General features: G+C 51.8%; 16 protein-coding genes. 12 read left to right on the top strand and 4 right to left on the bottom strand.

Translation table 11 applies throughout. The annotated features are described in order from the left end of the window. Positions 1-2: 2 nt before the first annotated feature. On the top strand, positions 3-494 hold the full coding sequence (locus V9K67_RS17395) for a DoxX family protein (protein ID WP_336724563.1): 492 nt from the start codon (positions 3-5) through the stop codon (positions 492-494). 389 nt (positions 495-883) lie between these two features. Here the strand turns inward: V9K67_RS17395 and V9K67_RS17390 are convergent, their stop codons facing one another. After that, positions 884-1555 carry a hydrolase gene (locus V9K67_RS17390; protein ID WP_336724562.1) on the bottom strand — a complete coding sequence of 224 codons (672 nt, stop codon included), beginning with the start codon at positions 1553-1555 and terminating at the stop codon, positions 884-886. Between the two features lie 572 nt (positions 1556-2127). Here V9K67_RS17390 and V9K67_RS17385 point away from each other — a divergent pair. Beyond that, positions 2128-2433: a hypothetical protein gene (locus tag V9K67_RS17385; protein ID WP_336724560.1), complete on the top strand. Its 306-nt coding sequence runs from the start codon at positions 2128-2130 to the stop codon at positions 2431-2433. Positions 2434-2779: 346 nt separating this feature from the next. Here V9K67_RS17385 and V9K67_RS17380 read toward each other — a convergent pair whose 3' ends face one another. Beyond that, entirely contained in the window at positions 2780-2932 is a 153-nt protein-coding gene (locus tag V9K67_RS17380; RefSeq protein WP_336724558.1) for a hypothetical protein, read from the bottom strand. Positions 2933-3323: 391 nt separating this feature from the next. Here V9K67_RS17380 and V9K67_RS17375 point away from each other — a divergent pair, with 391 nt between their 5' ends. The 10 genes from V9K67_RS17375 to V9K67_RS17330 all read left to right on the top strand — a co-directional run bounded on the left by V9K67_RS17375 (position 3324) and on the right by V9K67_RS17330 (position 22847). Further along, positions 3324-3923, top strand: coding sequence for an RNA polymerase sigma-70 factor (locus tag V9K67_RS17375; protein ID WP_336724555.1), 600 nt, complete (start codon positions 3324-3326; stop codon positions 3921-3923). A gap of 68 nt (positions 3924-3991) precedes the next feature. Further along, positions 3992-5164 carry a FecR domain-containing protein gene (locus V9K67_RS17370; protein WP_336724553.1) on the top strand — a complete coding sequence of 391 codons (1173 nt, stop codon included), beginning with the start codon at positions 3992-3994 and terminating at the stop codon, positions 5162-5164. 98 nt (positions 5165-5262) lie between these two features. Continuing rightward, on the top strand, positions 5263-8415 hold the full coding sequence (locus V9K67_RS17365) for a SusC/RagA family TonB-linked outer membrane protein (RefSeq protein WP_336724551.1): 3153 nt from the start codon (positions 5263-5265) through the stop codon (positions 8413-8415). A gap of 47 nt (positions 8416-8462) precedes the next feature. Further along, positions 8463-9962, top strand: coding sequence for a RagB/SusD family nutrient uptake outer membrane protein (locus V9K67_RS17360; RefSeq protein ID WP_336724549.1), 1500 nt, complete (start codon positions 8463-8465; stop codon positions 9960-9962). 93 nt (positions 9963-10055) lie between these two features. After that, the gene (locus V9K67_RS17355) at positions 10056-12659 is read left to right on the top strand and encodes a glycoside hydrolase 5 family protein (protein WP_336724547.1); all 2604 of its coding nucleotides are present in this window, start codon (positions 10056-10058) and stop codon (positions 12657-12659) included. Between the two features lie 50 nt (positions 12660-12709). Then, entirely contained in the window at positions 12710-13288 is a 579-nt protein-coding gene (locus V9K67_RS17350) for a beta-galactosidase (RefSeq protein WP_336724545.1), read from the top strand. 324 nt (positions 13289-13612) lie between these two features. Beyond that, positions 13613-14902 (top strand): nucleoside hydrolase-like domain-containing protein, encoded by a 1290-nt coding sequence (locus V9K67_RS17345; RefSeq protein ID WP_336724543.1) that lies wholly within the window; start codon positions 13613-13615, stop codon positions 14900-14902. Between the two features lie 600 nt (positions 14903-15502). Further along, the gene (locus tag V9K67_RS17340) at positions 15503-18706 is read left to right on the top strand and encodes a SusC/RagA family TonB-linked outer membrane protein (RefSeq protein WP_336724542.1); all 3204 of its coding nucleotides are present in this window, start codon (positions 15503-15505) and stop codon (positions 18704-18706) included. Between the two features lie 39 nt (positions 18707-18745). Next, a complete protein-coding gene (locus V9K67_RS17335) occupies positions 18746-20677 on the top strand; it encodes a RagB/SusD family nutrient uptake outer membrane protein (protein ID WP_336724540.1) in 1932 nt (643 codons plus the stop codon). A 22-nt stretch (positions 20678-20699) separates the two neighbouring features. Next, a complete protein-coding gene (locus tag V9K67_RS17330; RefSeq protein WP_336724539.1) occupies positions 20700-22847 on the top strand; it encodes a hypothetical protein in 2148 nt (715 codons plus the stop codon). An 84-nt stretch (positions 22848-22931) separates the two neighbouring features. On the opposite strand, the gene V9K67_RS17325 is transcribed toward V9K67_RS17330, so the two are convergent. Beyond that, a complete protein-coding gene (locus V9K67_RS17325; protein WP_336724537.1) occupies positions 22932-23819 on the bottom strand; it encodes a DMT family transporter in 888 nt (295 codons plus the stop codon). 293 nt (positions 23820-24112) lie between these two features. Beyond that, positions 24113-25414, bottom strand: a complete 1302-nt coding sequence (locus V9K67_RS17320; RefSeq protein WP_336724534.1) for an alpha/beta hydrolase family protein — start codon at positions 25412-25414, stop codon at positions 24113-24115. Positions 25415-25649 lie beyond the last annotated feature (235 nt).

The raw sequence follows: 25649 nt of genomic DNA, 5'->3' as shown, positions 1-25649 counted from the left end.
ACATGAAACAGATTCTTTTTTCAACCTCCAGGAGCTGGTCGCCTGTGATTATACGTGTTTTATTGGGCCTGGTGCTGGGCGCACACGGGGCGCAAAAGCTCTTTGGCCTGTTCGGCGGCTATGGCTTTGAAGGCACCATGAATTTTTTTACCGGCACGGTAGGACTTCCCCCGATCGTGGGGCTTATGGTCATCGTCATCGAATTCTTCGGTTCCCTGTCCCTGTTAGCGGGGCTGGCAACACGCCTGTGGAGCGCTTCGATGGTGTTCCTGTTTTTAGGCATCGTATTCACCTCGCACCTCCAGAACGGCTTTTTCATGAACTGGTTCGGCAACCAGAAAGGAGAAGGCTACGAGTTCTTTATCCTGGCCATCGGCATGGCGGCATCGCTGGTGCTTTCCGGGGCCGGTGCATTTTCGGCGGACCGGCTCCTCTTTTCTGTCCGCGAACGCAAACCGGATCGGCCCTTCGGCGCCCGTACCGCCACGGCCTGAGGTGAAGAGGTGGAGTGAAAAAAGGTTCACGACCGCAGGGCCGCCTTGCAACGGGCGGCCCTAATACGTTGCCAGGTGGGTATCACGCTTTGCAAATTGCTTAAGCCGAACAGAATCCTAAACGAGCATTTCGATAATACCCATAAATAGTCCACGCCTGCTTTATGCTCTGGAAGGTATTTTTGATGGAGGTGCATTACCACCCGCTTGCAGCTAATAACAATACGGTATTTTCCGCGTTGTTTTGATAACTTTTGAAATAGTGGAAATTTTAGAATTTAAAGAAATAATTAGCTTGCAGAAAAAACCAGAGCAACAGCCTGACAGGAACCACAGGTCATATCTGTTGCCCTGAATACGGACAAAAAATTTTCATTTCCTCCATTCGTTTATTTAACAACTGTTTCTTTTTTCTTTTCAGGTTCACTGCGATCGTAGGAGAATTGGATGCCTGCCGTGCCGCCCGTTTCAATAAACAATTGCATAAATCCCTGAACTGTTTGAAATCTCGCCCAATCACGCTGCAACTCGCAAAAGAGCTGGGCCACACTGGTAAGTTTTGCTCCGGCTCGTTCCATCCGCCTAAGGGCGGCATCATGAGCTGCTAATGATGTCCCGCCAACAGCATCCACTACCGGGTAAACCTCATAGCCTTCTTTCAGCGCATCCAGTGTTGGAAAAGAAAGACAGGCTTCTGTCCATAGTGCCGTCATAATGAGCTTTTTTCTTTCAGTGGCTTTTACCGCTTCTAAAAACTCCTTATCCTCCCAGGCATTAATAGTTGTACGATCATAAGAAGCAACGCCTGCCAGTTCTTTCCTGAGTTGGGGAATGGTTTCAACGTTTAATCCTGTTGTTACATTCACAGTGGAAAGCACAATGGGTAAACCATACAGTTTTGCCATCTTGGCTACACCAACAATGTTGTTGACCATTAATTGCCTGTCCATTGAGGCAATGGAATTTACCTGTACCGGCTGGTAGTCAATAATAATTAATACCGCATTTTCAGGTGTCAGCAAGTGATCTTGTTTCTGATCACGGATGGGTAAGCTCGCCATAATTCCTCCTTTTGCATTAAATTATTAAAAAGTGAAAGGGTGACTATTGATGAGGGCTGTATGCTTTCACGAAGTATGATTTTTTGGAAACAAACAGGCAACCACGTGTGGTAAATCGACACCTGGGCTTGCAGGTTCGTTTACGAAAATTACTAAAAATAGGGAAATGACTTCCCGGAGCTGGAGCATGAGCTGAAGAGGTAGGGCTGGTCAGAACCCATAAGCGTGTGGCTGGAAATGACTGCCGCAGGGATTAAACCCTTCGCGGAAGAAAAAGGAAATAGGAAAGCCCCGGGGATCAGGGGCCCGGTTCAGCGCTGCCTGGATCAAGCGGTACACCGGTTCCACTACCACCTCGACCGACAGGGCAACCGCCCTGGGGGTCGACCCTTCCTCGTCCGGGCACCCCTAAAGGCAGGCACGTACAGCACCGGCTTTGACGCTTCCACCCTGAAGAATGGGGTTTTTGGTTACCGGCTTACCCTTCGGATATTAAAGACAGCAAGTATATATTGTTGGTACAAAAGGAGGACAAAGGATGGGCAAGCCACCAAAATAATTTAGCAGAAAAAATGATGAACAAGCACTACATTGGTCGTTTTGTACTGGCCACGGAAAAAGACATTCAGGCTCATCCCCAATATGCGGATGTGAATGTTTACCGCTATGTGGTTAAAATGAACTTTGGTTCTGGAGGTACCTATGTTCGAACTTATAGCGGCCCTGCAGATGCAGGCCATGGCCCGTCGTGGGTAACCTATTCAGACCAGGTAATTTATGACAGAAAAGAAAACAAAACGCTACCCGCTACCGGATTGGTAGGACACAACTTTGCCCAAGGTATGATGTACTTCGCAAAAGCTGCTCGTAAGATTTAATGTGGTTTTGTATTGGTTGCTGTGTATTTAGGTGACCAGTTCACTGATGGCAATGCTGCCAATGGGGACGTTATCCGGATACAGGCGGATCTCCTCCTTTCAAGGGGGCCGAAATCCGATATCCGAAATTGCCTTAACTGAATGACCCGGCAAAAAACGGCATTACTCCCTAATCACCGGCAGGGCGCCCAGCAGCCGCTGTTTGGCCAGGTCGTACAGCGCCAGCCAGAAGGTTCCCCGTCAGCACGATCTCTTTGCCCAGGACGCCGCAGAACTTTTCCTCGAACACCTTGCGGCCGGCGGCATTGTACAGCGAAACCCCATAGGTCTTGGCCGTATTCAGCCCTTAGATGGTCAGCCGGTCCCGCACCGGAACGGGGTAGGCAAGGATTTCCTGTCCCGGGTAATCCGGGTCGCTCAGCCCGTCGCCGGGCGACTTGCTGACCCTGATGCTGTCCAGGGCGAAGGGAGCAGTGGCACAGCCGGCGCCGGTGCGCATCCATCCGCTTAAAGGCTACGTTGTCACTCTGGTTCAAGCTCTTTTCCCCGATCACCGCTTTCCGGTCCGTTTCACTGTTGTTATGGTTCAGAACAGGGGAGCGGGCACTGTCCTGGCTGATCTCAGCCCCTTCCAGGACGACGCTGGTCCAGCCGGTCAATTGCTGCTGCACGGGCTTTACGGGACTGGGAATTTTTTTGCGGTCGGCTTCAAAGTTGCCGTTCTTTACAAAATTGTTGCCGGCGGCTACCTTGGAACTTTCCAGGGGTCTTTCCCCGCAGCCGGAGGGGCAAATGCCCTTTTAGCATATTACCCCTAATTTTGGGAATGGATATTTTTGGGTGCCCCTTTTTCGCAGGTTTTATTTTCATCAAAAAGTGAGCAGTTGCCAATGAGCTTTATTCCCACAGAGAACCACGAGGGAGGCATATCCCCCGGTGATTTTCGATTTGACAATGCCGCCTTTAAAGCATTTTTTCAAAAACACTACCGCCCTCTTTGCCTTTACTGCAGGTTAAAGTACAGCTTTGACATCTATATGGCGGAGGATATCGTCACCACCGGCTTTGTCCGGCTGTGGGAAACGCGCCAAACCCTCGCCGCCGAAATATCCCCGAAAGCTTACCTGTATAAAATCGTCGATAACCTGAGCCTGAATACGCTGCGGCACGAAAAGGTACGGCAACAGCATGCCGATTACCTGCTGAAAACCTCCCCCGGGGAAACGGCTCCGGACAGTTTTGAAAGCATCGATTTAAAACAGCTGCGCTCCGCCATTGATGCGGCCCTGTCCGAACTGCCGGAGCAAATGCGCCGGGTATTTCAACTCCGAAGGGACGAGGGCCTGAAATATGCCGAAATCGCCAGCCGGCTCAATATTTCCGTAAAAACCGTGGATACCCAACTGCGACGAGCCCTGGCCAAATTAAAGGAACACCTCTCCGAATACCTCGGTTTCTATTTTATTGTACTGATCCCCAACTGGTTGTAAAAAAGTTAAAAAATATTTTTTTTCCGTGTACGGAAAAATCCTCCCTTACGTGTATCAATAATAAGCGCATGGAAAACAACCCTCAATATGACGAGCTTCTGGTCCGGTACCTCTTCAAGGAGGCGACCGGGGAGGAGCAGGTACGTGTAGAAAACTGGCTCCATGCAAGTGAGGAGAACCGGCGGTACTTCGAACGCCTGGAAAAGGCCTGGCAACTGGCGCAGGCCCGGAAAGACCTGGATTATTTATTGACCGGGGTGGACCTGGAAGACCGGTGGAATCGTTTTGAACAACGGGTAGCCGCGAAAGAGGAAACCCCGGCCATTCCCCTGCCGGAACACCAGCCGATGGCAGCGGAAAACCCCGAAGAAGAAAAGCCCCGGAAATCAGGAGTTTACCGGGTACTGGTTGCCGCAGCCATTGCCGCTTCGGTACTGCTGGTCATTGGTTTGGGCTGGACCTTCTTTGCCGGCAGGAAACCGGAAGCCCCCATTGCCCGGGATGCGGGAAAAAGGATCGATAGTGTTGCCTACGTTACCCGGCACGAGGTGAATACGGAAGGAAGGGATAAAAGGATCCGGTTAGCGGACGGCTCCCTGGTGGTCCTGGGCGCCAGAAGTGAAATCACCTACCGGGAACCTTTCGGCAACCAGCGGGAACTACTACTTGCGGGCAAAGCCTTTTTCCAGGTAGCGAAGGATAGGGCAAGGCCGTTTACCGTCCGAAGCGGGGAGATCGCCACTACGGCATTGGGCACGGAGTTTACCGTATCGGCCTATAAAGGATCCGGCCGGGTGGTGGTGCGCTTATTTGAAGGAAAAGTGGTGGTCAGGGCGGCCCATAAGGCAAACAAACGGATGCCGCAGGATGTTTACCTGTCTCCGGGCCAGGAGTTTGTATATGGCGGTCCAACTGCCCGGGTGCATGCCTTCAGGGTAAACAGCAATGCCGCGCACCGGCAGCTCATGACAGAAGAACCCTCTGAAAGCCCTTCGCTCCCGCAGCAAACGAAGGGAACCTGGTTCCAGTTCAACAACCGGCCGGTAAACGAAATACTGGACCAGCTGGCGGAAATTTACAAGGTCAAAATTATTTATCATCCAAAAGAGGTGCAGGATCTCTACTTTATCGGCAAATACAATAGTTCGGACTCGGTGGAAATGATCCTGAACCGGATAGGCTTCCTTAATAACCTAACGATCACCAGAAACGATTCCGCTTTCGTTATCAGCAGGCAATAATCAGCAACCATAAATCTTTGCATCCCCAACTGGCGGATGACTACCCCGCCACGGGCGGGTAGAAGGACTTTTATTGTTCATTAAAAACAGCAAGCCATATGAGTTTTAAGCCTCTCCGTTTTCGGCCGGTCATCCTGGCCCCTTTCTTCCTGTTCCCGCTGCTGCAGCCCCACACTGCCACCGCGCAGGAGGCCGGCAGCATCGTCAAAGGGTTCGTGCACAGCGATAACAATCGCCCCCTCAGCGGCGTATCGGTCATTATCCGCAACAGCAAAACCAATTTCACCACGGGAACCACTACCGACAGCACCGGTGTCTTCACCTTTTCACGGGTGCCGGCCGGCGGTGCTTACAGCTTTTCCTTTTCCATGGTGGACTACGAACCGCAAACCATGTCGGGTTATACCATCAAAGGGGCAACCACCCTGTCCCTGGACGTAGAACTGAAGGCTGTGACCCGGTCCATGAACGAGGTGGTGGTCATCGGTTACGGAACCACTTCCCGGAAGAACCTGACGACCTCGGTGGCCAAGGTGGACCCCAAAACCGTTCCCCAGGCGGCTAATAATTCAGTTGCACAATTATTATTTGGAAGAGCAGCCGGTATGACCGCCGCTCAAAACAGTGCGGAACCGGGCGGTGCGATCAGTGTATCCATTCGCGGCCGCGGCAACCCCCTGGTGGTGGTGGATGGCGTCATCCTGCCTTTTTCAGGGCTGGAGCCGGGCAGCGGCAACCGCTCGATGGATGCCAACGTAAGCCGGGGCGGCTTTGCCGGCATTAACCCGAACGACATCGAATCCATTGAATTCCTCAAAGATGCCAGCGCTTCCATTTATGGGGTAAATGCCGCCAATGGGGTGATGCTGATCACGACAAAGAAAGGAAAAGGCGGCCGGGCTAATGTAAGTTATGAAGGCAGCCGTTCCCTGGTAAAGAACAGGGAGTATTTTGAACCCCTGACGGCAAGCGGGTACATGACGTACTACAACCAGCTGACGCTGGACAAATTCCTCCTCGATAAAAAAATGGCGCCCTTTGGCCCGAACCCGGCAGACCTGACGGAGTACAACAATGGTACGTCAAAGCCGTATACGCAGGAGCAAATTAAAAATGCGGGCAGGGGTACGGACTGGTTAAGCTATGTATTAAAAGACGGAAGCATCGATAATCACAATGTGAGCATCAGTGGTTCTTCCGATAAGGTCAACTATTACTTTTCCGGCGGCTTTTTCGACCAGAAGGGCACCATTGAAAATTCCGGCCTGAGAAGGTATACGGGCCGTATGAACCTGACGTTCAACCTGACCAAGTTCCTGTCGCTGAATGCGAACGTCAACGCGGGCAGAAATAATTATTTGAATTCGCAGTCCGGCGGACAAGGGGGCGGAGCAGGACAACAGGGCTTCGGCGCCTTGCAGGCTGCCCTGGCTTATCCGGCAACACTTCCCGTTTATGATCCCGCCACCGGCAAGTACAGCCAGTTTCGCATGACCGGCAACCCGCTCTCCCTGTTAAACATCAGGGATAAAACCACCAACAGCAGCTTGTTTACCAGCTTCGCTGCGGACTTTAAGATCATCCCCAACATGCTCAGCGCACGTTTGCTTTATGGAAATAATACGGAAACCGCGGATCGTGACTTTTTCATTCCTTCCAGCACCTTCTTCGACCAGTTAAACCGGTCGAGAGGATCCGTTACCAATTCTAAAAGACAGAACCAAACGATAGAAGCTACGGTTAACTTCAAGAAGAAGTTCGGAGAGGTTGTTTCTATAGATGCGGTAGCCGGTACGGGCCAATATCCGAATGATTACTATTCCTTTAGCGCCTCCGGCGCCGATATGCTGGATGCTATCGGTACCGATGCCCTGGGTTCTTCTTCTTTAAGCTCCCAAACCGTTTTTTCCCAACGGTCGGCGGATAAATTAAGGTCGTACTTTTCCAGGGCCTCCTTCGATTTCCTGGACCGGTATATCCTTTCCTTATCCGTACGGCACGACGGCTACAGCCAGTTCTTCCCCCAAAACAAGTATGCGTCCTTCCCGGCCGCATCCCTGGCATGGAAAGTTACCAACGAGCGCTTCCTGCAAAAACTGAAGTTTCTGAATTTTTTGAAGGTCAGGGCAAGTGTCGGCGTAACAGGAAACGCCAGCGGCTTTGCATACGGGAGCTTTAGTCCCGAGTACAGTATTGTCACGTTCAATAATGGCGGCACCGCTTATACCCCCTATTATTTAACGGCATTGGACAACCCCAACCTCCGGTGGCCTAAGACCATTAACAAAAACATTGGTCTTGATTTTGGTTTGCTGAATGACCGTATCAACGGCTCGTTTGATTTGTTCCGCGATGATCTCACACGTTTTGTCGTCTATCAAACAACTTCTCAGCTGTCGCTGATACCTACCGCCCCGATCAATACAGGGCACCAGGTCCGGAAGGGTTGGGAACTGAACCTGAATACCAACAACGTCAAGTCGGGCAACTTTCAATGGACCAGCCTGATCAACCTTACACACAACAATTTGCGTTGGAAGGATAGGTATGCCAACACCAACCTCAATAGCTGGCAAAGCGAAACAGACCTGGTAAGTTCTTATTATGTTTTTAAAACGGATGGCATTTTAAAGGCGGGACAAACCGCTCCGGCCTGGCAGCCCGCTGCCGGCAACGTTCCCGGTTTCCCCACGTTTGCGGACCGGAATGGCGATAAGAAACTGGATACCAATGATGTTGTCCGGATCGATCCTGCAGTGAAACTGGCTATTGGCTTTGGAAACACCTTCCGCTATAAGCATTTCGATCTGGCGGTCCTGTTTTATGGCCAGTTTGGCGGCCTGGGAACGAACCCGAATGCATTATGGAGCAGCCCGGTGGACTTCCTGGCAGGTTTGCAAAGCGGTATCAAACAGTTAAGTGAGGTTTGGACTACCTCCAACCCGAATGGGACACGCCCGGGAGTGGCCTATAATGAAGGGGCTTTAGGACTGCGTACGGGAACCGATATCGGTTTATTGAAAACAGATTTTGTCCGCTGCCGCAACATTACGCTTGGTTACAATATCAGCTCGGGTACTTTTACCAAATACGTGCGTAACCTTCGTGTATATGCCGATGCGCAAAACCCATTCCTTTTTACAAAATATCCCATTTCCGACCCTGAATTAACGGCGCCGACCGTAAAGGGCGGGCCTGCTCCTTATCCCATGGCACGTGTGTTTTCATTGGGTGTTAGAACTAATTTTTAATTTCTAAATAACGAAGGCATTACTATATGAAAAAGTTGAACTACTTAATGATGCTGCTTGCGGCCGGAATGGTGGCCGGCAGCTGTAAAAAAGGTCTGGAAGCAACTTCCTATGGACAGTTGTCTCCCCTGAATTTTCCGGGTTCGGAGGGGGAATACGAATTATATGCCCTGGAAGCCTACAAACCCTTTGGTTCCAAATGGGGATATGCCGATCCTTCGGGCGCCTACCAGTATTTATTCCACGGGGTGGAGTACAGCAACATCCAGTTAAATGATGCTACTTCCGACCTGTTCGCTCCCTTCCCGGAATGGGGAGGATTTTGGGATCTGCTGAGCAAGGGCGACTTTCTTTACCTGAAAAACCAGGACAGAAGCGCTCATTTTGAAAAAGTGCGATTTGTCACCCGCCTGACCAAAATGATCGACGACCTGGAAAAGGCAACTATCAGTGAAGGGAAGAAAAAGCAATTGGTGGGAGAGGTGCGCATGGCCCGGGGCTGGCTCATGTACTACCTGCTTACCTTGTATGGACCCGTTCCCGTAATCCTGGATCCTGCAAAAATTGGGACATCGGAAGAAGATAACCTGGCGCGCCCGGAAAGAACCGTTTTTGTAAATGCCATTACGGGGGATTTACGCTATGCCGCCGATAACCTGGTAAAAACGCCTGCTGAATATGGAAGGTTTAATAAAGGGCTGGCCCTGGCAGTCTTAATGCGGACCTACCTGTTCGAGAAAGAATATGCAAAGGCGGAGCAGGCAGGCAGAGAAATAGTAACGCTGGGGTACAGCCTGAATGGCAGTTACAAAGACCTCTTCAGGGAAGCCACGGAGAAGAATAATGAGACCATCTGGGCCGTTTCGGTGGATCCTGCGGCCGATGGGACCGAACCAAAGCCCAACTTCAATGCCTGGGCCTTCTATACCTTTCCCAACGATTATGCAGCAGGAACGCTAACCGGTGCTGAAAGAAAGGGCGGATGGGCATGGCCGGGCGCTCTGCTGGCCACCTGGAAGTTCTACGACAGCTTTGATCCCTCCGATAAAAGAAGGGAGTTGCTGCTGGCCACTTACCCGGCAACCTGGGGCGGAACCTACACCCGTGCCAATATGAGGGGGCCGGTAGTCAATAAGTATCCCGACGATGCTCCCCAGGCCTTCCAGGGCAATGACCTGCCCCAGGTGCGTTATGCCGACGTGTTGCTGATGTTGGCCGAGGCGATCAATGGCCAAAATGGCCCGACCGATGAAGCCAAAGGCTTTGTGAACGAGGTAAGAAAACGTGCCGGTTTAGGTGATCTTTCTGCCGCTAACACGGCGAACAAGCAAGCCTTTGCCGATGCTCTTCTCCGGGAAAGAGGATGGGAATTGTATTTCGAAGGATTTAGAAGAGTGGACCTGATGCGTTTTGGCAAGTGGAACGAGTACCTGCAGGCGGCCGGTAAAACACCCAACCCTGCCCGTGCCCATGGCTACCTGCCCCTTCCGCAATATGCCCTGAATGCGGCGAAGGGAAGCTTGTCCCAGACCCCGGGATACGAATAATGTCTCCCCGGCTCCGTCTGCTTCCTAAGAGAACGGACGGAGCCTGGTTCCCGCACACAAACCTGTTCACCCAAGCCTAATAAAAGCAGATACATGTTTCGGATAATCTTCATCAGTTTTTTATTCCTTACTTTTTCCGCCGGCGCCCAGGTAAAGGCTCCGTCCAGGCGGGTGTACCTCGATAAGAACGGGGTGATCCGGTGGAAGGACAACCGGCAGGAGGTGGCCTTGTTTGGCGCCAATTATTGCCTGCCCTCCGCCTCTGATTACAGGGCTGCCGGTTACGTGACCCATGACCGGAAGCAACTGGTTGACCAGGATATGGCGCATTTTGCCCGGATGGGCTGGGACGGCCTGCGCCTGTGCCTTTGGGGCGATTTTGAAAATACGGATGGGGAGGGCAACCTTCGGAACAATGATCACCTGGACCTGATGGACTATTTAATGGCCAAAGCGAAACAACGGGGTATTTATTTCCTGCTGAGCCCTATTGTCACCTACAGCTCGCTCTGGCCGGATGCCATGGGCGATACGGCCAGCATCGACGGTATTTCCAAAAAGTACAAAAAGTCGGAACTGGGCACGAACCCAAAGGCCATTGCCGCCCAGCAAAATTACCTCGGGCAGTTATTGAACCATGTCAATCCCTACACCCAAACCGCGTGGAAGGATGAACCGGCGATCCTGTTCATCGAGTTGATCAATGAGCCCTGGCACCACAGCAAGGACGTGCAGGGCTCCATCCGCTATATCAATGCCCTGGTGGAGGCCGTCCGAAGCACCGGTTGCCAAAAGATCCTGTTCCATAATGTCAGCCAGGATTTTGACATGGCCGCTGCCATGCAGCAATCCAAAGTCCAGGGCGCTACCTTTGCCTGGTACCCCTCCGGCTTAAATGCCGGCAGGACACTGCCGGGCAATTACCTGCCGGTGGTGGATGATTATTCCCTTATGGGGAAGCCGGAACTTTCCAAAATGGCAAAGATCGTCTATGAGTTTGACCATCCCGACCAGCTGACGGGCTATATGTTTCCGGCCATGGTACGCACCTTTCGTTCGGTCGGCGCCCAGTTCGCCACTATGTTTTCCTACGATATGCTGGCAACAGCACCCTACAACCTGGGCTGGCAGACCCATTTCTTCAATATGGTGTATACGCCCGTCAAAGCGGTCAGCGGGATCATTGCCGCGGAGGTGATGAAGCAGCTTCCGCGCGGGAAGCATTACGGAACCTATCCCGCCAACACGACTTTTGGTCCCTTCCGCATCAGCTATGAGGAGAACCTGAGCGAGATGGTCACCGCCGATAAGTTCCTGTATGCAAACAGCACCAAAACGGCCCCGCCAAACAGGGCGGCGCTGAAGAAAATCATAGGCTATGGGTCTTCCCCGGTGGTGGCCTACCAGGGGAAAGGCCTCTACTTCCTGGACAAAGTAAAGGAGGGCACCTGGCGCCTGGAAGTGTACCCGGACGCGGTACTGGTGGATGATCCCTTTAAAATGCCCAGCCCCGGCAAGGTGGTTTCCCGGGCCATCAGCCGCAACTGGCCCATGGAGGTCCTCCTGCCTGACCTGGGAAGCGCATTTTCCGTTGTGCCCTTGAATGCGGGGAATACCTATGCCACCGGGGCCCGGGAAGGGAAGTTCAGTATTCAGCCTGGCGTCTATATCCTATCGGCAGATCCGCACTTTCAAAAGGAAGCGTTGCCCCGGCAACTCGGTTACCTGGGTATCGATGAATTTATCGCGCCCAAGGACCAGGCGCTGCCCCTGCAGGTAGTGGTGCATCCCCAGCAGGAGTATCCATTGGGAAAACCCCTGCTGGTCCAGGCGGAAGTGTATGGCCCGAAAGATCCTGAGTCCGTTACTTTATTTGTGAAGCAGGCAGGGCCACGTTTTGTTTCGGTACCCATGAAACAGGACGGGGGATATACCTATACGGCCGCATTGCCGGCCGAAAAGGTCCGGGAAGGATGGCTAGAATACTGCATCGTTGTGAAGGGGGAGGGGCAAACCTTCAATTTCCCTTCCGGCATTCAAAAAAGTCCGTACGACTGGGATTATTACGGAAGTGAAAACTGGAAGGCCAGGGTGGTCGGGCCCATCATTCCCTTACGTTTACTCCATCCGGCCGAAGATGAAAAAGGGCTTGCCGTAACAAGAATGGATCATGACTTCCGGTTTAACGTTTTCAAACTACTCCCGGCCTCTCATACCGGTGAAGCGGCCTTTCGGCTGGAAATGCCTTGGAATGACCCCTCCGTCGAGGATTATACGGTGTCCGTTCCGGTAAAGGATAAAATTTCCGGGCGAAAGGAAGACTTGTCTGCCGCCCAGTCGCTGGTGCTGGAGGTAAAGGGTGTCAGCCGGAAGCACGAAGCCTATATTACGCTGGTGGAAAGCGATGGAACGAGCTGGAGCCGGAAAATAAGCCTGGATCCGGACTGGAAGGCCCTGCAGGTTCCGCTCCGTGAATTGCAGCGCTCCAGGGGCGCCATGCTGCCCCTGGGGTATCCCGGCAGGTTTCGATACTGGTTTGAACCGGCCGCCAACCGGGGCGGCCCGGGCGACAGGGTCAGAATGGAAGCGGTGGAGTGGCTGCAGCTTTCCCTCCGGCCAACTGCCGGGAAAAGTCCGGCAGCCGGTTCCAACTCCTGGATAGAGATCACTGCTGCAACCGTAATGTTTCATAAATAAGCCGATCCAACTGAACGATCAAACCAGTAATCATTTTAATACACGCTGCCATGAACCTCAGTATATTCTATAAACATCCATTGTTTGCCCTCGGGGTACTGCTTTCCGGCCTGAATGCCCACGGTCAATCGGCAAATGAGCGGCACGTTTTTGACATCAACGCGGATGTCCCGGAAAAAAAGATATATTCCGGCCATTTAAAGCTGGGCGGAAGCAACCCGAAAGGGGAGAAGATCGCCGTGAATAACTATTACATCTCGATCAACAATAAACCTGTTATTCCTGTAACGGGTGAATTTCATTACGCCAGGTATCCGCACCAGTATTGGGAGGAGTCCCTCCGGAAAATGAAGGCCGGAGGCATTACGGTTGTTCCCACTTATATTTTCTGGAACCTGCATGAGGAGGAGGAAGGAACGTTCGTGTGGACCGGCGACAAGGATCTGCGGAAGTTTATTGAACTGTGCAAAAAAAATAACCTGTATGCCCTGGTGCGCATCGGCCCCTTTGCCCATGGTGAAATCCGCAATGGGGGGCTGCCCGACTGGTTGCTGGGCAAGCCGCTGAATGTTCGCATGAATGATCCTTATGCGCTTCCATTCCTGGTGTCCCCCGGAGGCGGCTTTTGAAGCCGCGGACCGGGCGGGCTGGCCGGCATGCCGGTGAATGATTACCAGAACGTTTCCGATCCCCGGATCCAGCAGTGGGAGGTTGCCGCTACACAAGGCAGCCTCTTTTCTTTTAGTACCCTTGCCTTTTAAGTATATGTCCTGTTCAAATTTTGATCCTGCTGCTTAACTTGTTGTAAATCAAGTGTAAATATTTGTTGGGGGCGAATATTTTATACTATTTGCTCATTAATTGATGGTCTTTTAAGTTTCAAAGGAAGAAGTTTGCAACACAGCCCGGGGGGAATAAACCTTTAAAAATGTGTTCGCTATTAATTATGAAGCATGAATAAACTGATTTTTCTTTCCGTTCTTTTATGCGGTTTCCTGGCGGTATCCGCACAGAAACCCATCCCTGTAAAACCCCGCATTTTGATCAGCACGGATATTGGCGGCACGGATCCCGACGACAATCAATCCATGATACACTTATTAATGTATAACGAATTGTTTGACATAGAAGGGCTGGTTTCATCGCCGTCTTTTGGAGAGGGAAATAAAGAGGAAATACTCCGTGCAATAGACCTTTATGAAAAAGACCTGCCCCAACTGAAAGAACATAAGCAGGGATTTGCAACCCCTGAATATTTACGTTCGGTGGTCAAACAGGGACGACGGGGCGGTGCGCCGTTCAAGGGCTATTCCACGGCAACGGAAGGCTCGGACTGGATGATTCAATGTGCCCGGAAAAAAAGCGACAGGCCTCTGTGGATATTGATCTGGGGGGGACTGGACGACCTGGCACAGGCATTACATGATCAGCCTGGAATTCAAAAGAACATTAAAGTGTTTTGGATTGGCGGACCCAATAAAAAGTGGAGTGCAAACAGCTACGCCTACATCGCCGAAAACTTCCCGAACCTTTGGTTTATAGAATCCAATGCGTCCTACTATGGATTTTTCTCCAATAACGTTCCCGATAGCCTCAATAATAAAAATTATTACAGGAACTATATTAACGAAGCCGGCTATTTAGGGAAGGATTTTAAAAATAACCGGTATAAGGGCAATGTCAAAATGGGCGACACGCCGTCCCTGCTCTATATGATGGATGGCGATCCCGACAATCCTATGCGGGAAAATTGGGGCGGCAGTTATGTAAAGTTCCAGCAAAGTCCGAGACGGGTATTCAGCCGCAATGCCACCACCAGCGATACGGCAACCGTATTTTCGATTATGGAATTTAAGTTTAAAGGCCCTGACGTCAGGATCCCCCGGGATTCGGCCTGCCTTACCATGTCGGTGAAGTCGGAAATCGGAGAACAGAAATGGGATGGCTTTTATCTGGGAAACGGTAATTATGTGGTCAGATACTGCCCCAAACGTACGGAGACGTTGACCTACAAGGTAACTTCCGGCATAAAAGGGTTCCAGGAGCAAAGCGGCGCTTTTGTAGTAGATAATATCTGGCCGGGGAAACACCGTAAAACCAACTATAAATTAGGTTCCAACTGGTACACGGACCGGCAAAACCCCGAGCTGTACGATGATATCTGGCAAGGAGGTAAAACGGTGCTGAAATGGCGGAACGATGTGCTGCTGGACTGGGCCAAACGCTGGAACTGGCTTCGGTAACGAAATCGGGCCCCAACAAGCGTATGCGGCAGGGCTCCTGTTTTATTTTGGGTCCCTCTCCCCAAAAAACAGGTCCTCCGGGCATTTTGGGTTCCGCGAAATAAATTGTTCTGTAATCTGTTACAGAAAAAGCTTTAAATCTTAACTTTAACCCCTTAAAGGCAGGAATGGTTTCATAAGCCCTTGGTAATGAACGCTCCTCCTGAATGCTATGCTTTAAACCGATTGCTTATATGAGAATTTTTGACCAACTCTTTGCCAAACCCCGAACTGCGTTTCCTTACAACCTCTTAACAAACAGGCCTCCAGGGCGTCTTTAATACTCCTCCAACAAATGCGGAAGATGCGATGATTCGGCTAAAACCGGGTAGTCCCGCCTCGGGCAATCCGGCAACAGCCTTGCGCACTCATTTCGGGTAACCTCCGGGAGGGGGGCCGCTGCATGATCTGACGTGCGGTGATACCCATACCTGCCAGCCGGCAACGATTGCGTAAATAAATCCACCCTCCACCAGCATGCCCTGCTTAAAAAATGTGTAGTATCACAATCGATTGCAGTAATTGTTAAATTTTAGAATTTTCAATTTAAAGTAAAGCCATATGATGAAAATGCTATGGACAACCTCAATTGTCCTTTTCAGTCTGCATGCCTCAGCGCAGACAAAAAAAATATCCGGTAAAGTCCTGGATGATGACAAGGCCCCGCTTGCTGGCGTAACCGTTGCTGTGGCAAATGCAAGTTTGAAGGTGCGGACCGATTCAGCAGGTAAGTTTTCCATCAATGTTGCTGACGGAAACAATGTAAAGCTTATTTTCTCCTACTCCGGTTATACCTCGCAAACCATCCAGGCGACGGAAGGAATGGTGGTTCCCCTGGTAAAAAATTTTGTTTCGGGTGAAGACGTTGTGGTGATCGGGTATGGGTCGGCCAAGGCCATAAAGGACCTTACCGGCTCCGTATCCTCCGTTTCGGGACAGACCCTGGCACGTGTTCCCGTTTCTTCGGTAGCGGAGGCTTTGCAGGGTAAAGCCGCCGGTGTACAGGTAACCATGGCGGATGGCGCACCGGGTGCGGAAGTGAACATTCGTATCCGTGGCGGTACCTCCGTAACACAAAGCAACGCTCCGCTTTTTATCGTGGACGGGTTTCCCGTGGATAATATCAATGATATACCTCCCACAGATATCCTGAATATCGACATCCTCAAGGATGCTTCCCTGACCGCCATTTACGGCGCCCGCGGCGGCAACGGGGTGGTGGTGGTCACTACCAAGCGTGCCCAGGGCGGCAAGTTGAACGTTAATTTCAACCATAACACGCAATTCAGGACCCTTGCCCGCAAAATACAGCTGATGACCCCCTATGAATTCGTAAAGGTTCAATATGAATCCGTAGTGGGCAGTAATTCCGACCGCCAGAAATTCCGCGGCAACTTCGGGAACCCGGCCGATTTCGATTTATATAAACGATTCGAGGGAAATGATTGGCAGAATGAGATCCTGGGCGGCACGCCTATGAGCCAGATGTACAATCTTACCCTGAACGGCGGGACACAGACCTTGAAGTTCAATACCAGTATCACCCACAACGAAGATAAAGGCGTACTTATCGGATCGGGGGTTTCGCGGACAAACGTGAATACAAAATTGAGCGCGGATCTCTCCAAGAAAGTGAAGATACTGATCAATCCCCGCTTTACCTATCGCCAGGACAGGGGCGCAGGTGCCGATGCCGTGGGCAGCGGCGGTATCATCAATGTGCTGCGTTACCGGCCTACCAATGGTCTTCGCGAATTTTCACATATTCCTGTGGAGGACATCAATCCGGACGATGAACGCTATTTTGAATATACCAATCCGAAGGGCGACATCAATCAAAACTACCTGAGGGGGAACCGCTACGAATTTACCAACCAGGCTTCCATTGACTGGACGATTATGCCCGGAGTCACCTTCCGTTCATTGGGTACCCAGTACATGGGATTCAACTATACCGACCGCTTTTGGGGTGATTTGACGCAAACAGCGGTCGCCAATAACCGCCTGCCTGTTGCCGAGCTTTCCACCCAGCGCCGGAACCGGTATGGATGGACCAACACCCTGGAATACAAGGGAGCAATAGACAAGCATAACTATTCTTTCCTGGCAGGACAGGAGCTGAACAGCAGCGTACAGTTCACCACCACCAACAGTTCCCGTTATTTTCCCAAAGCGGTAGAGCCGAAAAGGGCGATCCGGAACCTGGGCCTGGGCACTCCCTGGAGAGCTACCTCCTCCATCAGTTCTCCGGAAAGGTTGTCCTCGTACTTCGCACAGGCAAACTATAATTTCGAGCGCAAGTATTTGCTTTCCCTTACCTACCGGGCCGACGGCTCTACAAAGTTTGCACCTGAAAAGCGCTGGGGGCACTTCCCGGCCATTTCAGGCGGCTGGGTGCTGACGAACGAAGATTTCATGGCGGGTCAAAAGATGTTTTCGCAGCTTAAATTACGGGCCGCGCTGGGTAAATCCGGCAATAACCGCATTACGGACGATATGTGGCGCTACCAGTATGAAATCAATACTTCGGGCGGACCCGGCTGGGGAGAAGCCAGTGAAACCGGCTTCGAGTATTATGTAAACACAGGCGGCACGACACTTCCGAATCCTGATATTAAATGGGAAACCACGCTCACCCGTAACCTGGCTTTCGATATCGGTATGTTCAAAGATCGCCTGACCATAACCCCTGAAATCTACCAGAATACCACCACCGACCTGCTGTACATCAGCAATATTCCCACTACCACGGGATACCAGCAACAGATGCAGAACATCGGGCAGGTAACCAACCGGGGCTTCGACCTTACGGTAAATGCCCAGATTATCAAAAAGCAGAACGCTTTCTTTAATACCACGTTTACCCTCGGCATCAACAAAACACGTATCGACAAGCTGAATGGTACCGAGACGGAGCTTTGGATGACCTCTCCCCGCTGGAAGTCTTCCGAAAGTGACTACATGCTCCGGGTGGGCGGCCAGTTGGGACTTATCTATGGATATGTATATGACGGCATTTACCGGTTCGATGAATTTGACCTGCAGGGCCTCAACTGGGTGGCAAAACCCGGAACGGTAAATAATAACGCCCTTTTCGGTACGCAGCCGGGCCGGCCTAAATTCAAAAACTTTGTGGATGATAAGGACGAAAACAATGTGGTAAATGACCTGGACAAAGTAGTTATAGGCAATACCAACCCGAAATTCAGCGGCGGATTCAACCTGGCCGGCGGCTGGGGTAATTTCGATATGTCGGCCAACCTGTTTTTCATGTATGGATTTGACGTCAACAACGCCACCCGTTATACCCTGTCTTCCTTCATCAGCAATGCCAACAACTACTTCAATGTGCTTCCCGAATTCAATGCCAGTAACCGTTGGCGCTATGCGGATGATGCCACCGGCGACCGGATGCTGAGCGATGCCCGTTATACGGCGCTGTACCAGGAGGTCAATGCCAATGCGACGATCTTCAACCCGGTTGATATCGGCAAGAACGTAACCCACTCGTACTTTATCGAAGATGGATCCTTCCTGCGTTTGCAGGACCTTACCCTGGGCTACAGGCTGCCGAAAACAACGACCGACCGCATGAAAATCAGCAGCCTGCGGGTGTTCGCCAGTGGTTACAACCTGTTCTTATTGACGAAATACACGGGATATGATCCGGAAGTAGATGTGCAAACCGGACTGACCCCCGGCGTGGACTATAACCGCTATCCGCGCAGCCGGAATTTCGTGGCAGGTTTTAATATCACTTTCTAATCTCACTATTTACTCATTACAGTACAAATTATATTTAAGATGAGAAAAAGTTTTATTATTCTCAGCACCCTATTAATATCCTTTTCTTCCTGTAAAAAGGGCTTCCTGGACGTTAGCTCCGATTCGAAATACGAATCCGATTATGTCTTCGGAAACAAAGATGAGATCAACCGCGTGTTGACTTCCGTATATGCCTCTATGATGAGCAACGATACGTATGGCAATGCCTATTTCAGCACCTTTGCCTTAAACAATGATGTCGAGTTCACCGCCTTCTCCGCGGAATTAACGAACGTAAACGGGGAAGATTTCCGGGCTTTTGACGGCGCACCCCATGCTCCTTCCATCCTGCGGTTCTGGAACAAGCAATATGAAGGCATTGAGCGCGCCAATATTTTCATCAAGGGCATCCAGAACAGCCCTGTTTTTAATAAGGATGACAAGGATCTTACGCAGCAGCTGGGTGAAGCCAGAGTGTTAAGGGCTATGTTTTACCATGACCTGGTGGTCATGTTTGGCGACGTCCCCTTTAACACCAAACCGGCTATGGACCTGGGATCGAATTTTGTGATCCCCGTTACCAACCGCAACGAGATCCTCCGTTTCCTGATTGACGATCTGAAAGAGGCGGCGGCCGGTATGAAATATGCCAATGAGATGCCCTACGGCGTAGAGCGGGCCTCCAAGGAATTTTGCTTTGGCATGATCGCCCGCATGGCCCTGACCAGGGGTGGATACGCTTTGTACCCGGAAGGTGGCGGCAAAGGCACCATGAAACGGATGCCGGACTACAAGGAATATTACACCATTGCCATGCAGTATGCCGATTCGGCTATTTCCTCCGGAAAGCATAACCTCGGTAAATCCTATAGAAATGTATTCATCGATGAGACCAACAACGTGGTCAGCAACAATGATGATCCCATTTTCGAGATCCCGTTCCTGAGGAATTCGAGCGGCAACGTCGGTTACGTTACCGGCGGGGCCGTCAGCGGCACCGATGGGACCACCAACCACGTTTGGGGTACTATCAACGGCGGCATGCGGCTGAATGCTTTTTACCATTATACCTTCGACCGCAGTGATATCCGGAAGGACTATACCGTTGGTTTCTGGAACTATAGCGCCGATGGCCAGCCGCAGGTGCTGGTGGACTACAGCCTGTACAATAATAAATGGTCGAAACTATGGGCCGATCCCGGAAAGGCTTTAGGAAATCAAAGTACCGGAAGCACGGGTATCAACCTGCCCTACATGCGTTATGCCGATATCCTGCTGATGTATGCGGAGGCCGTGAACGAGGTGGAAGATGGTGTAGGCGGGGCCCATGGCGCCAAGGCGATCGAGGCGTTCAGGCAGGTACGCAGAAGAGCGTTTGCAACTGCAGACCATCCGCAAAAAGTGGAAAGCTATATCAACACGGTAAAAGCCTCCAGGGAATCGTTTTTTAACGCCATAGTGGAGGAGCGTAAGTGGGAATTTGGCGGTGAAAACATTCGCTGGAAAGACCTGGTGCGGTGGAATCTTTATTCTAAAGTAGCGTACAATGCGTTTAAGGAATACCTGATTGTAGCTTCCATAGCCGGGAGCGACTACATGGACGGGTCCGACAAATACCAGAATCTTCCTGTTAACAAGTATTACAAACGTGTTCCCAATCCGGGCAATAAAGACATTTATCCGAACAACACGCTGCCCATCATTCAATTTTACAATCCATGGGAATCCGCGGTGCATCCGGGTACCGGATGGGAGATGGCCACTTTATACAACTGGTACAACGTAGATCTTTCCATTCCCAATAACCAGATCCTTTATTCCTGGCGTGGTTTTGTCAAAGGCGGGCCCGCCGCCAACTGGGAAGGAATGGATCCGAATAACCTGCCCCCGGTGCGTTATATACTGCCGTTCCCCAACCAGGCTATTTTAATGAGCAACGGCGCCTATAAGAACCAATATGGCTACAATTAATAGTGTATTAAAACATTGAAACATGAAAACTAGAATTTTAATACTGAACATACTTTTGGCGGGCGTTCTGGCGATGGGCCTCAATGCCTGTAAAAAAAACCTCATAGAAGAGCCCAACGACGAAGAACAAAACCGGATGTTTATGGCGATGTTCCGTCAGCAGGCTAATACCGGCATCTCCGGCGATCCGAAGGCCAGCCGGGTAATCAATACCAATGATATGTACCTGGTATGGAACGGCATCGATGGTGCCGCCGGCTATCACCTCAAAATGAAGGTGCAATCCGGTTCCTGGGATAACCCGGCGGATATTCTCTGGGACACTATTGTAGGGCCCGAGGTGCTGAAAATTGTAAAGCCGGACCTGCAGTATTCCACCAAGCATAACTTTGCCATTCAAACCCTGTCGCCCAAGGGTGAGGGCTACCATTCCAAATGGTATGGAGTGGGCGATTCTGGTCATAACGATGAACGCGCGGAATGGGAAACGGGAGAGCGCAGGGGCGTTCCCGATGTGGTGTCTGTCTCCAATGTAACGGAAACCAGCATGCGGGTGTGGTTTGACCTGACCGTATATAATAAGGATACCACCGTTTTGAACCCCGGCTTTCAATATGCGAATGACCGGTTTATCATCGATCAGATCCTGGTCCAGCCGGCTTCCGTGAACCGGGATCTGCCTTCGCAAACGATCAAGCTGACCGAAGCCGACCTGGCCAACGGATACGTAGACGTTACCGGTTTAAGCTCCAATGCCTTATATGTGGTGAACGGGCTGAACAATAAGGTTGCGCGCTATTGGGACCGGTTGTACAATACCAGCATGGTGCGTATGAGGGGCCAGGTAGGCGCCCCGATCCTGGTCAAGCATTCCGTGGACACCGCTTCCTGGGCGAAGCAATATGATGCGTCCCGCCTGGATACGATCCTGAATAATTTCCTGTTTGATAATACCAAGGCCGAAGGAACGGTATTCCTGCTGGAATCGGGCAAAAAATACTATTTAGCCTCCGGGGTGGTTTTAGCAAAAGGGTTGACCTTAAAATCCAGCATTCCGGGTCAAAAGGCCATCGTTTATATGGGACTTGGCTATAATGCCACCAATACAGGTAGCAATGCCAATAACTTCCAGCTCGGACGCCCGGCTATGGCCGGCGAAATCGGCAGTATAACCGTGGGTGATGTGATCTTCGACGATATCAGCTTCGAAGTGCCGCTTGCAGTGAACTTCTTCAATCAATCCGTAACGGGTAAGGCCATTAACGGTAACTATTTTATCAACCAGCACTCTGCTTCCATGCCGTTCACCTGCTCCAAGTTGGAGGCACGCAACTGTAATTTCCAGGGTATGGTACGGAGCTGGTTCCGGACGCAGGGTACCAACCGACAGGTAATTGAAAATATCATTGTCGATAACTGCCTTTTTCATGATGACGGGATGTATGACGTCAATGGCCGCGGCTATCCGTTCATCACGGGAGACGCCAAGTCGGAAAGAACGAACATCTTCAATAACGTGGTTATTAAGAATAACTCCTTCATCGGGATCAGCTGGGACCAGCTTTTGCGTGAAAATGCGAATTTAGCCTGGGCGCCCAGTGTGGTTTGGCGCGTAACTATTGAGAACAATACCTTCCTGAATGCGTTTTCCGTATCCAACGGCCGCTTCCTCATCCAGCACCAGAATCCCCCGGCCAACAGCAAATACACGATCAAGAAGAACCTCTTTATCTCTGTGAAAGCGGCCGGTGACGAAAGGCAATTCTTTCAAAGCGGGATGGATTTCAGGACCTATCGTCCGGGTTTGAGTTTCGACATAGCCGATAACTATGCCACCTCGGCGAAATCGGCCAACAATGCCGTTACCTACTATTCGTCCGCGGAGATCTTTAACAACCAGCCGTTCAGCCATAACAGCAGGGGCGCCGGGTTTAACGGCGGAACCTTGAATGTCGGTGGCTTGGAAGCCACAAAAGTAATCACCGGTCCCACACCCATTGCCCCGGAAAACCTGATGGTCGACCCCTATCCGAAAGGCAAAAAAATAGGTGCCAACTGGGATGTGAACGCGCATCTGTACAACGTGAACGGCCTGCGCTTCAAGAATACCCCGGAAGTGCTCAACCATCCCATTTATACCAAGGGTATTGGCGATCCCCGCTGGAGGTAATGCTCATGCGATAAGGAACGAAGGCCTTGATAATCATTTTGATTATCAAGGCCTTTTTATTTCAGGCGTGGTTCCCTGGAAAGGTTAGACCCGCTGGCTGCGTTTATAGCGCAATACCACGGGCGACAGCATTTGAAGGGCCACCGACAAGATGATCAGCGAAAGTCCGGCATAGAAGGAGGTATGCAGCACCTGGCTTTCGTTTAGGAACAGGATGGCCAGGATGATGCTGTACACCGGCTCCAGGTTCATGCACAGATTGACCGTAAAGGCGGAAAGCTTTTTCAACGCCTCGGCGATCAGCGCATTCATGCCCACGGTACACACCAGGGCCAGCACCAACAGGTAACCCGCATCCGCAGCGGTGGGTATAAAGCGCGCACCGGGAAACAGGTTTAGGTAAAAGGGCAGGAAGATGCCGATGCCCACGGTTGCTCCCAGCATCTGGAAATAATTCAACATGCCGGTATCATATTGCTTCACCAGCACCTCATTCGTCAGGAAATAAAACGAGGCAAAAAGCGAAGAAACGATGCCCAGCAGAATGCCCAGTCGGAAGGACGTGTCAAAATGAAAGATGAGCCCGACACCCGCCACTGTAACCAGGCTGAGGAGCAATTCAAAAAAGGACAGCTTTTTCCGTCCCAGCATCGGGCCCAGGATGGCGGTAAAGAAGGCGGTCAGGCAATAGCAGACCACCCCCACACTGACGTTGGCGTACTTGATGCTGCCGTAAAAAAAGATCCAGTGCAAAGCGGGAAGTAGACCGGAGCAGGCCAGGCGCAAGCGCTCCCTTCCGGTATATTGCAGCAACCGGCCGGTTGTTTTTAGTCCCGCCCACAACAGCAAAAAGGAAAGACAAACACGGAACCAAACCAGGACCACTTCATTCAGGGAAATCAATTTGCCGAAAATTCCGGTCAGCCCGGCTAATAAAACAGATAGATGCAGGAGAAGAAATGACTTTTTCATCTCGGAAATTCAAGTTTTTAAGAAAAGGAAACAGGGGAGAAGCATCAATAAGGGCGTGCCGGTACAAACCATATACACCCATCAACGGGACGTATACGGCATCTATGTGGCCGGGCCGCTCTGCTTAGACAGCAGCGGGAGGGGGGAGTGGGTTATTGATTCCGGGGATGATCATGGGGCGCAAAAATAGACCTTTCAGGCCGGATTTTACGGCTCCGCTTTTGTTAACCTTTTTGTAAGGGCCGGTATATCGGGTACATCCCGGGATCCTGCGGGGAATGCAGGGGCGCGGGTTATAAATGTTTTTTGAGGTAGCTAAGGAATACCGGCCAGTCGGAAGGGATGGTGCCGTGGCCGCCGGCATGCAAATAATAGCCCAGGGTATTGAATAGGGTGGTGGCGCCGGCCGGGGGCATTTCGGTGGTGCCCGGGCCCTTTTTTCCAAACAGCCGGTAGACCGGTTCGGCTGCCGCCGCGGCCAGCAGCTCTCCCTTCGGGTCCGACCAGTAGTCGGTATCGCCGGTCTGCAGCAGCAGGGGGCGGGGCGCCATCAGGGCCACCAGCATATGGGCGTCTACCGGCGCCAGTTGGGGATGGGAAGCATATTGGTGCCGGTTGGGCGCAAACTGGTAATAGTAGCGCGAGGTGTCCGTCATGTGGTTGATGCTCTCGCCGTAATTGCGCCGGCTGAGGGCGGCGCCTCCTTCGCCCGAGCAGCTGGCGATCACCAGCTTGAACCGGGGGTCGTGCGCTCCCGCCCACAGCACGGTCTTTCCCAGCCGCGACGTGCCCTGGAGGGCTACGCGCCCCGCATCCACCTGCCGGTCGGTCTCCAGGTAATCCATGGCGCGGCTCAGGCCCCAGGCCCAGGCGGAAATAGCCCCCCATTCATCGGGTCCCGGCCGCTCCTGTCCCGGCTTCAGGTAATGGCCCCGGATGCCGTAACGATACCCGTCCTTAAAGTCGGGTTCGATATCGCCGTAATACACCATGGCCACGCCGATGCCGTTCGCCAGAAAGGTGTCCACGTTCATCTTCCCAAAGGACCGGGAGGCGGCCGCCGGGATTTTCTTGCCCTCCCGCGTCCACACCTCGCCGGCCTTCACGCCGGGGTCCTCCACGGAAGTGCTGTTGGCGGAAAAATTAAGGAGCAGCAGGACCGGGGAAGGCTTTTTTGCCGTTGCCGGCAGGTACAGCAGCAGGTCCATCTTATGCTGCGTCGTGTCCTGGGTAAAATACACCGTCACCTGCTTGCGGAGGGCTTTTCCCCCGAAAGCCGGGGTGCCGGTATCGAATACGCGAAAGCGCAGGTCCGCGGGCCGGGGCGGCATTTTGCCGAACTGCTGCTCTTCAAACAGTTTTACCAGCTCCGGCCGGCGCACCGTGTTCCAGGTCCGGGCATCGGTTACCTTTTTTCCACCAGGCAACAGGAGCGGGTCCGGAAGGGTATAGGTCTCTACCAGGGCTTCGTCGTAGTTGACGGGAAAACCGGCTACGGTATCCGCGCCTTTTTTCTGCGCCCGGGCAGTAAAGGGGGTAAGGGCCTGGAGGAGCGAGAGCGCAAAGGCAAGTAAGGGCAAGGAAACGTTTGTCATAGCTGTAGGGACTAAAATACAAATATCCGCGAAAAGGCCCTGCCGTTTCCCGCAGGCTTTTTAAACCGAATTTACTAGCCTCCCGTTGCCGCCCCTTACGCTCAACAAAAGTCCCCTGTGGAAACAGGAGACCGATGAATGACTAATAGAACAGATTTGTAAACCTACTGGTTGAATCTGAAGGAATTTTGAATGGGACATCGTTCCGGGCACCACCTGCCGGGCTTTCCCGCCC

It is taken from the genome of Huijunlia imazamoxiresistens (genome assembly GCF_037132455.1).
Taxonomy (GTDB): Bacteria; Bacteroidota; Bacteroidia; order Chitinophagales; family Chitinophagaceae; genus Flavisolibacter; species Flavisolibacter imazamoxiresistens.
Note: the sequence above shows the minus strand (reverse complement) of the source record. Positions and strands in the feature narration are given on the sequence as shown.

Excerpts from the sequence above, each read along its gene's own strand:
- V9K67_RS17395 (WP_336724563.1), top strand. The coding sequence starts at position 3 with ATGAAACAGATTCTTTTTTCAACCTCCAGGAGCTGGTCGCCTGTGATT.
- V9K67_RS17390 (WP_336724562.1), bottom strand. The coding sequence starts at position 1,555 with ATGGCGAGCTTACCCATCCGTGATCAGAAACAAGATCACTTGCTGACA.
- V9K67_RS17385 (WP_336724560.1), top strand. The coding sequence starts at position 2,128 with ATGATGAACAAGCACTACATTGGTCGTTTTGTACTGGCCACGGAAAAA.
- V9K67_RS17380 (WP_336724558.1), bottom strand. The coding sequence starts at position 2,932 with ATGCGCACCGGCGCCGGCTGTGCCACTGCTCCCTTCGCCCTGGACAGC.
- V9K67_RS17375 (WP_336724555.1), top strand. The coding sequence starts at position 3,324 with ATGAGCTTTATTCCCACAGAGAACCACGAGGGAGGCATATCCCCCGGT.
- V9K67_RS17370 (WP_336724553.1), top strand. The coding sequence starts at position 3,992 with ATGGAAAACAACCCTCAATATGACGAGCTTCTGGTCCGGTACCTCTTC.
- V9K67_RS17365 (WP_336724551.1), top strand. The coding sequence starts at position 5,263 with ATGAGTTTTAAGCCTCTCCGTTTTCGGCCGGTCATCCTGGCCCCTTTC.
- V9K67_RS17360 (WP_336724549.1), top strand. The coding sequence starts at position 8,463 with ATGATGCTGCTTGCGGCCGGAATGGTGGCCGGCAGCTGTAAAAAAGGT.
- V9K67_RS17355 (WP_336724547.1), top strand. The coding sequence starts at position 10,056 with ATGTTTCGGATAATCTTCATCAGTTTTTTATTCCTTACTTTTTCCGCC.
- V9K67_RS17350 (WP_336724545.1), top strand. The coding sequence starts at position 12,710 with ATGAACCTCAGTATATTCTATAAACATCCATTGTTTGCCCTCGGGGTA.
- V9K67_RS17345 (WP_336724543.1), top strand. The coding sequence starts at position 13,613 with ATGAATAAACTGATTTTTCTTTCCGTTCTTTTATGCGGTTTCCTGGCG.
- V9K67_RS17340 (WP_336724542.1), top strand. The coding sequence starts at position 15,503 with ATGATGAAAATGCTATGGACAACCTCAATTGTCCTTTTCAGTCTGCAT.
- V9K67_RS17335 (WP_336724540.1), top strand. The coding sequence starts at position 18,746 with ATGAGAAAAAGTTTTATTATTCTCAGCACCCTATTAATATCCTTTTCT.
- V9K67_RS17330 (WP_336724539.1), top strand. The coding sequence starts at position 20,700 with ATGAAAACTAGAATTTTAATACTGAACATACTTTTGGCGGGCGTTCTG.
- V9K67_RS17325 (WP_336724537.1), bottom strand. The coding sequence starts at position 23,819 with ATGAAAAAGTCATTTCTTCTCCTGCATCTATCTGTTTTATTAGCCGGG.
- V9K67_RS17320 (WP_336724534.1), bottom strand. The coding sequence starts at position 25,414 with ATGACAAACGTTTCCTTGCCCTTACTTGCCTTTGCGCTCTCGCTCCTC.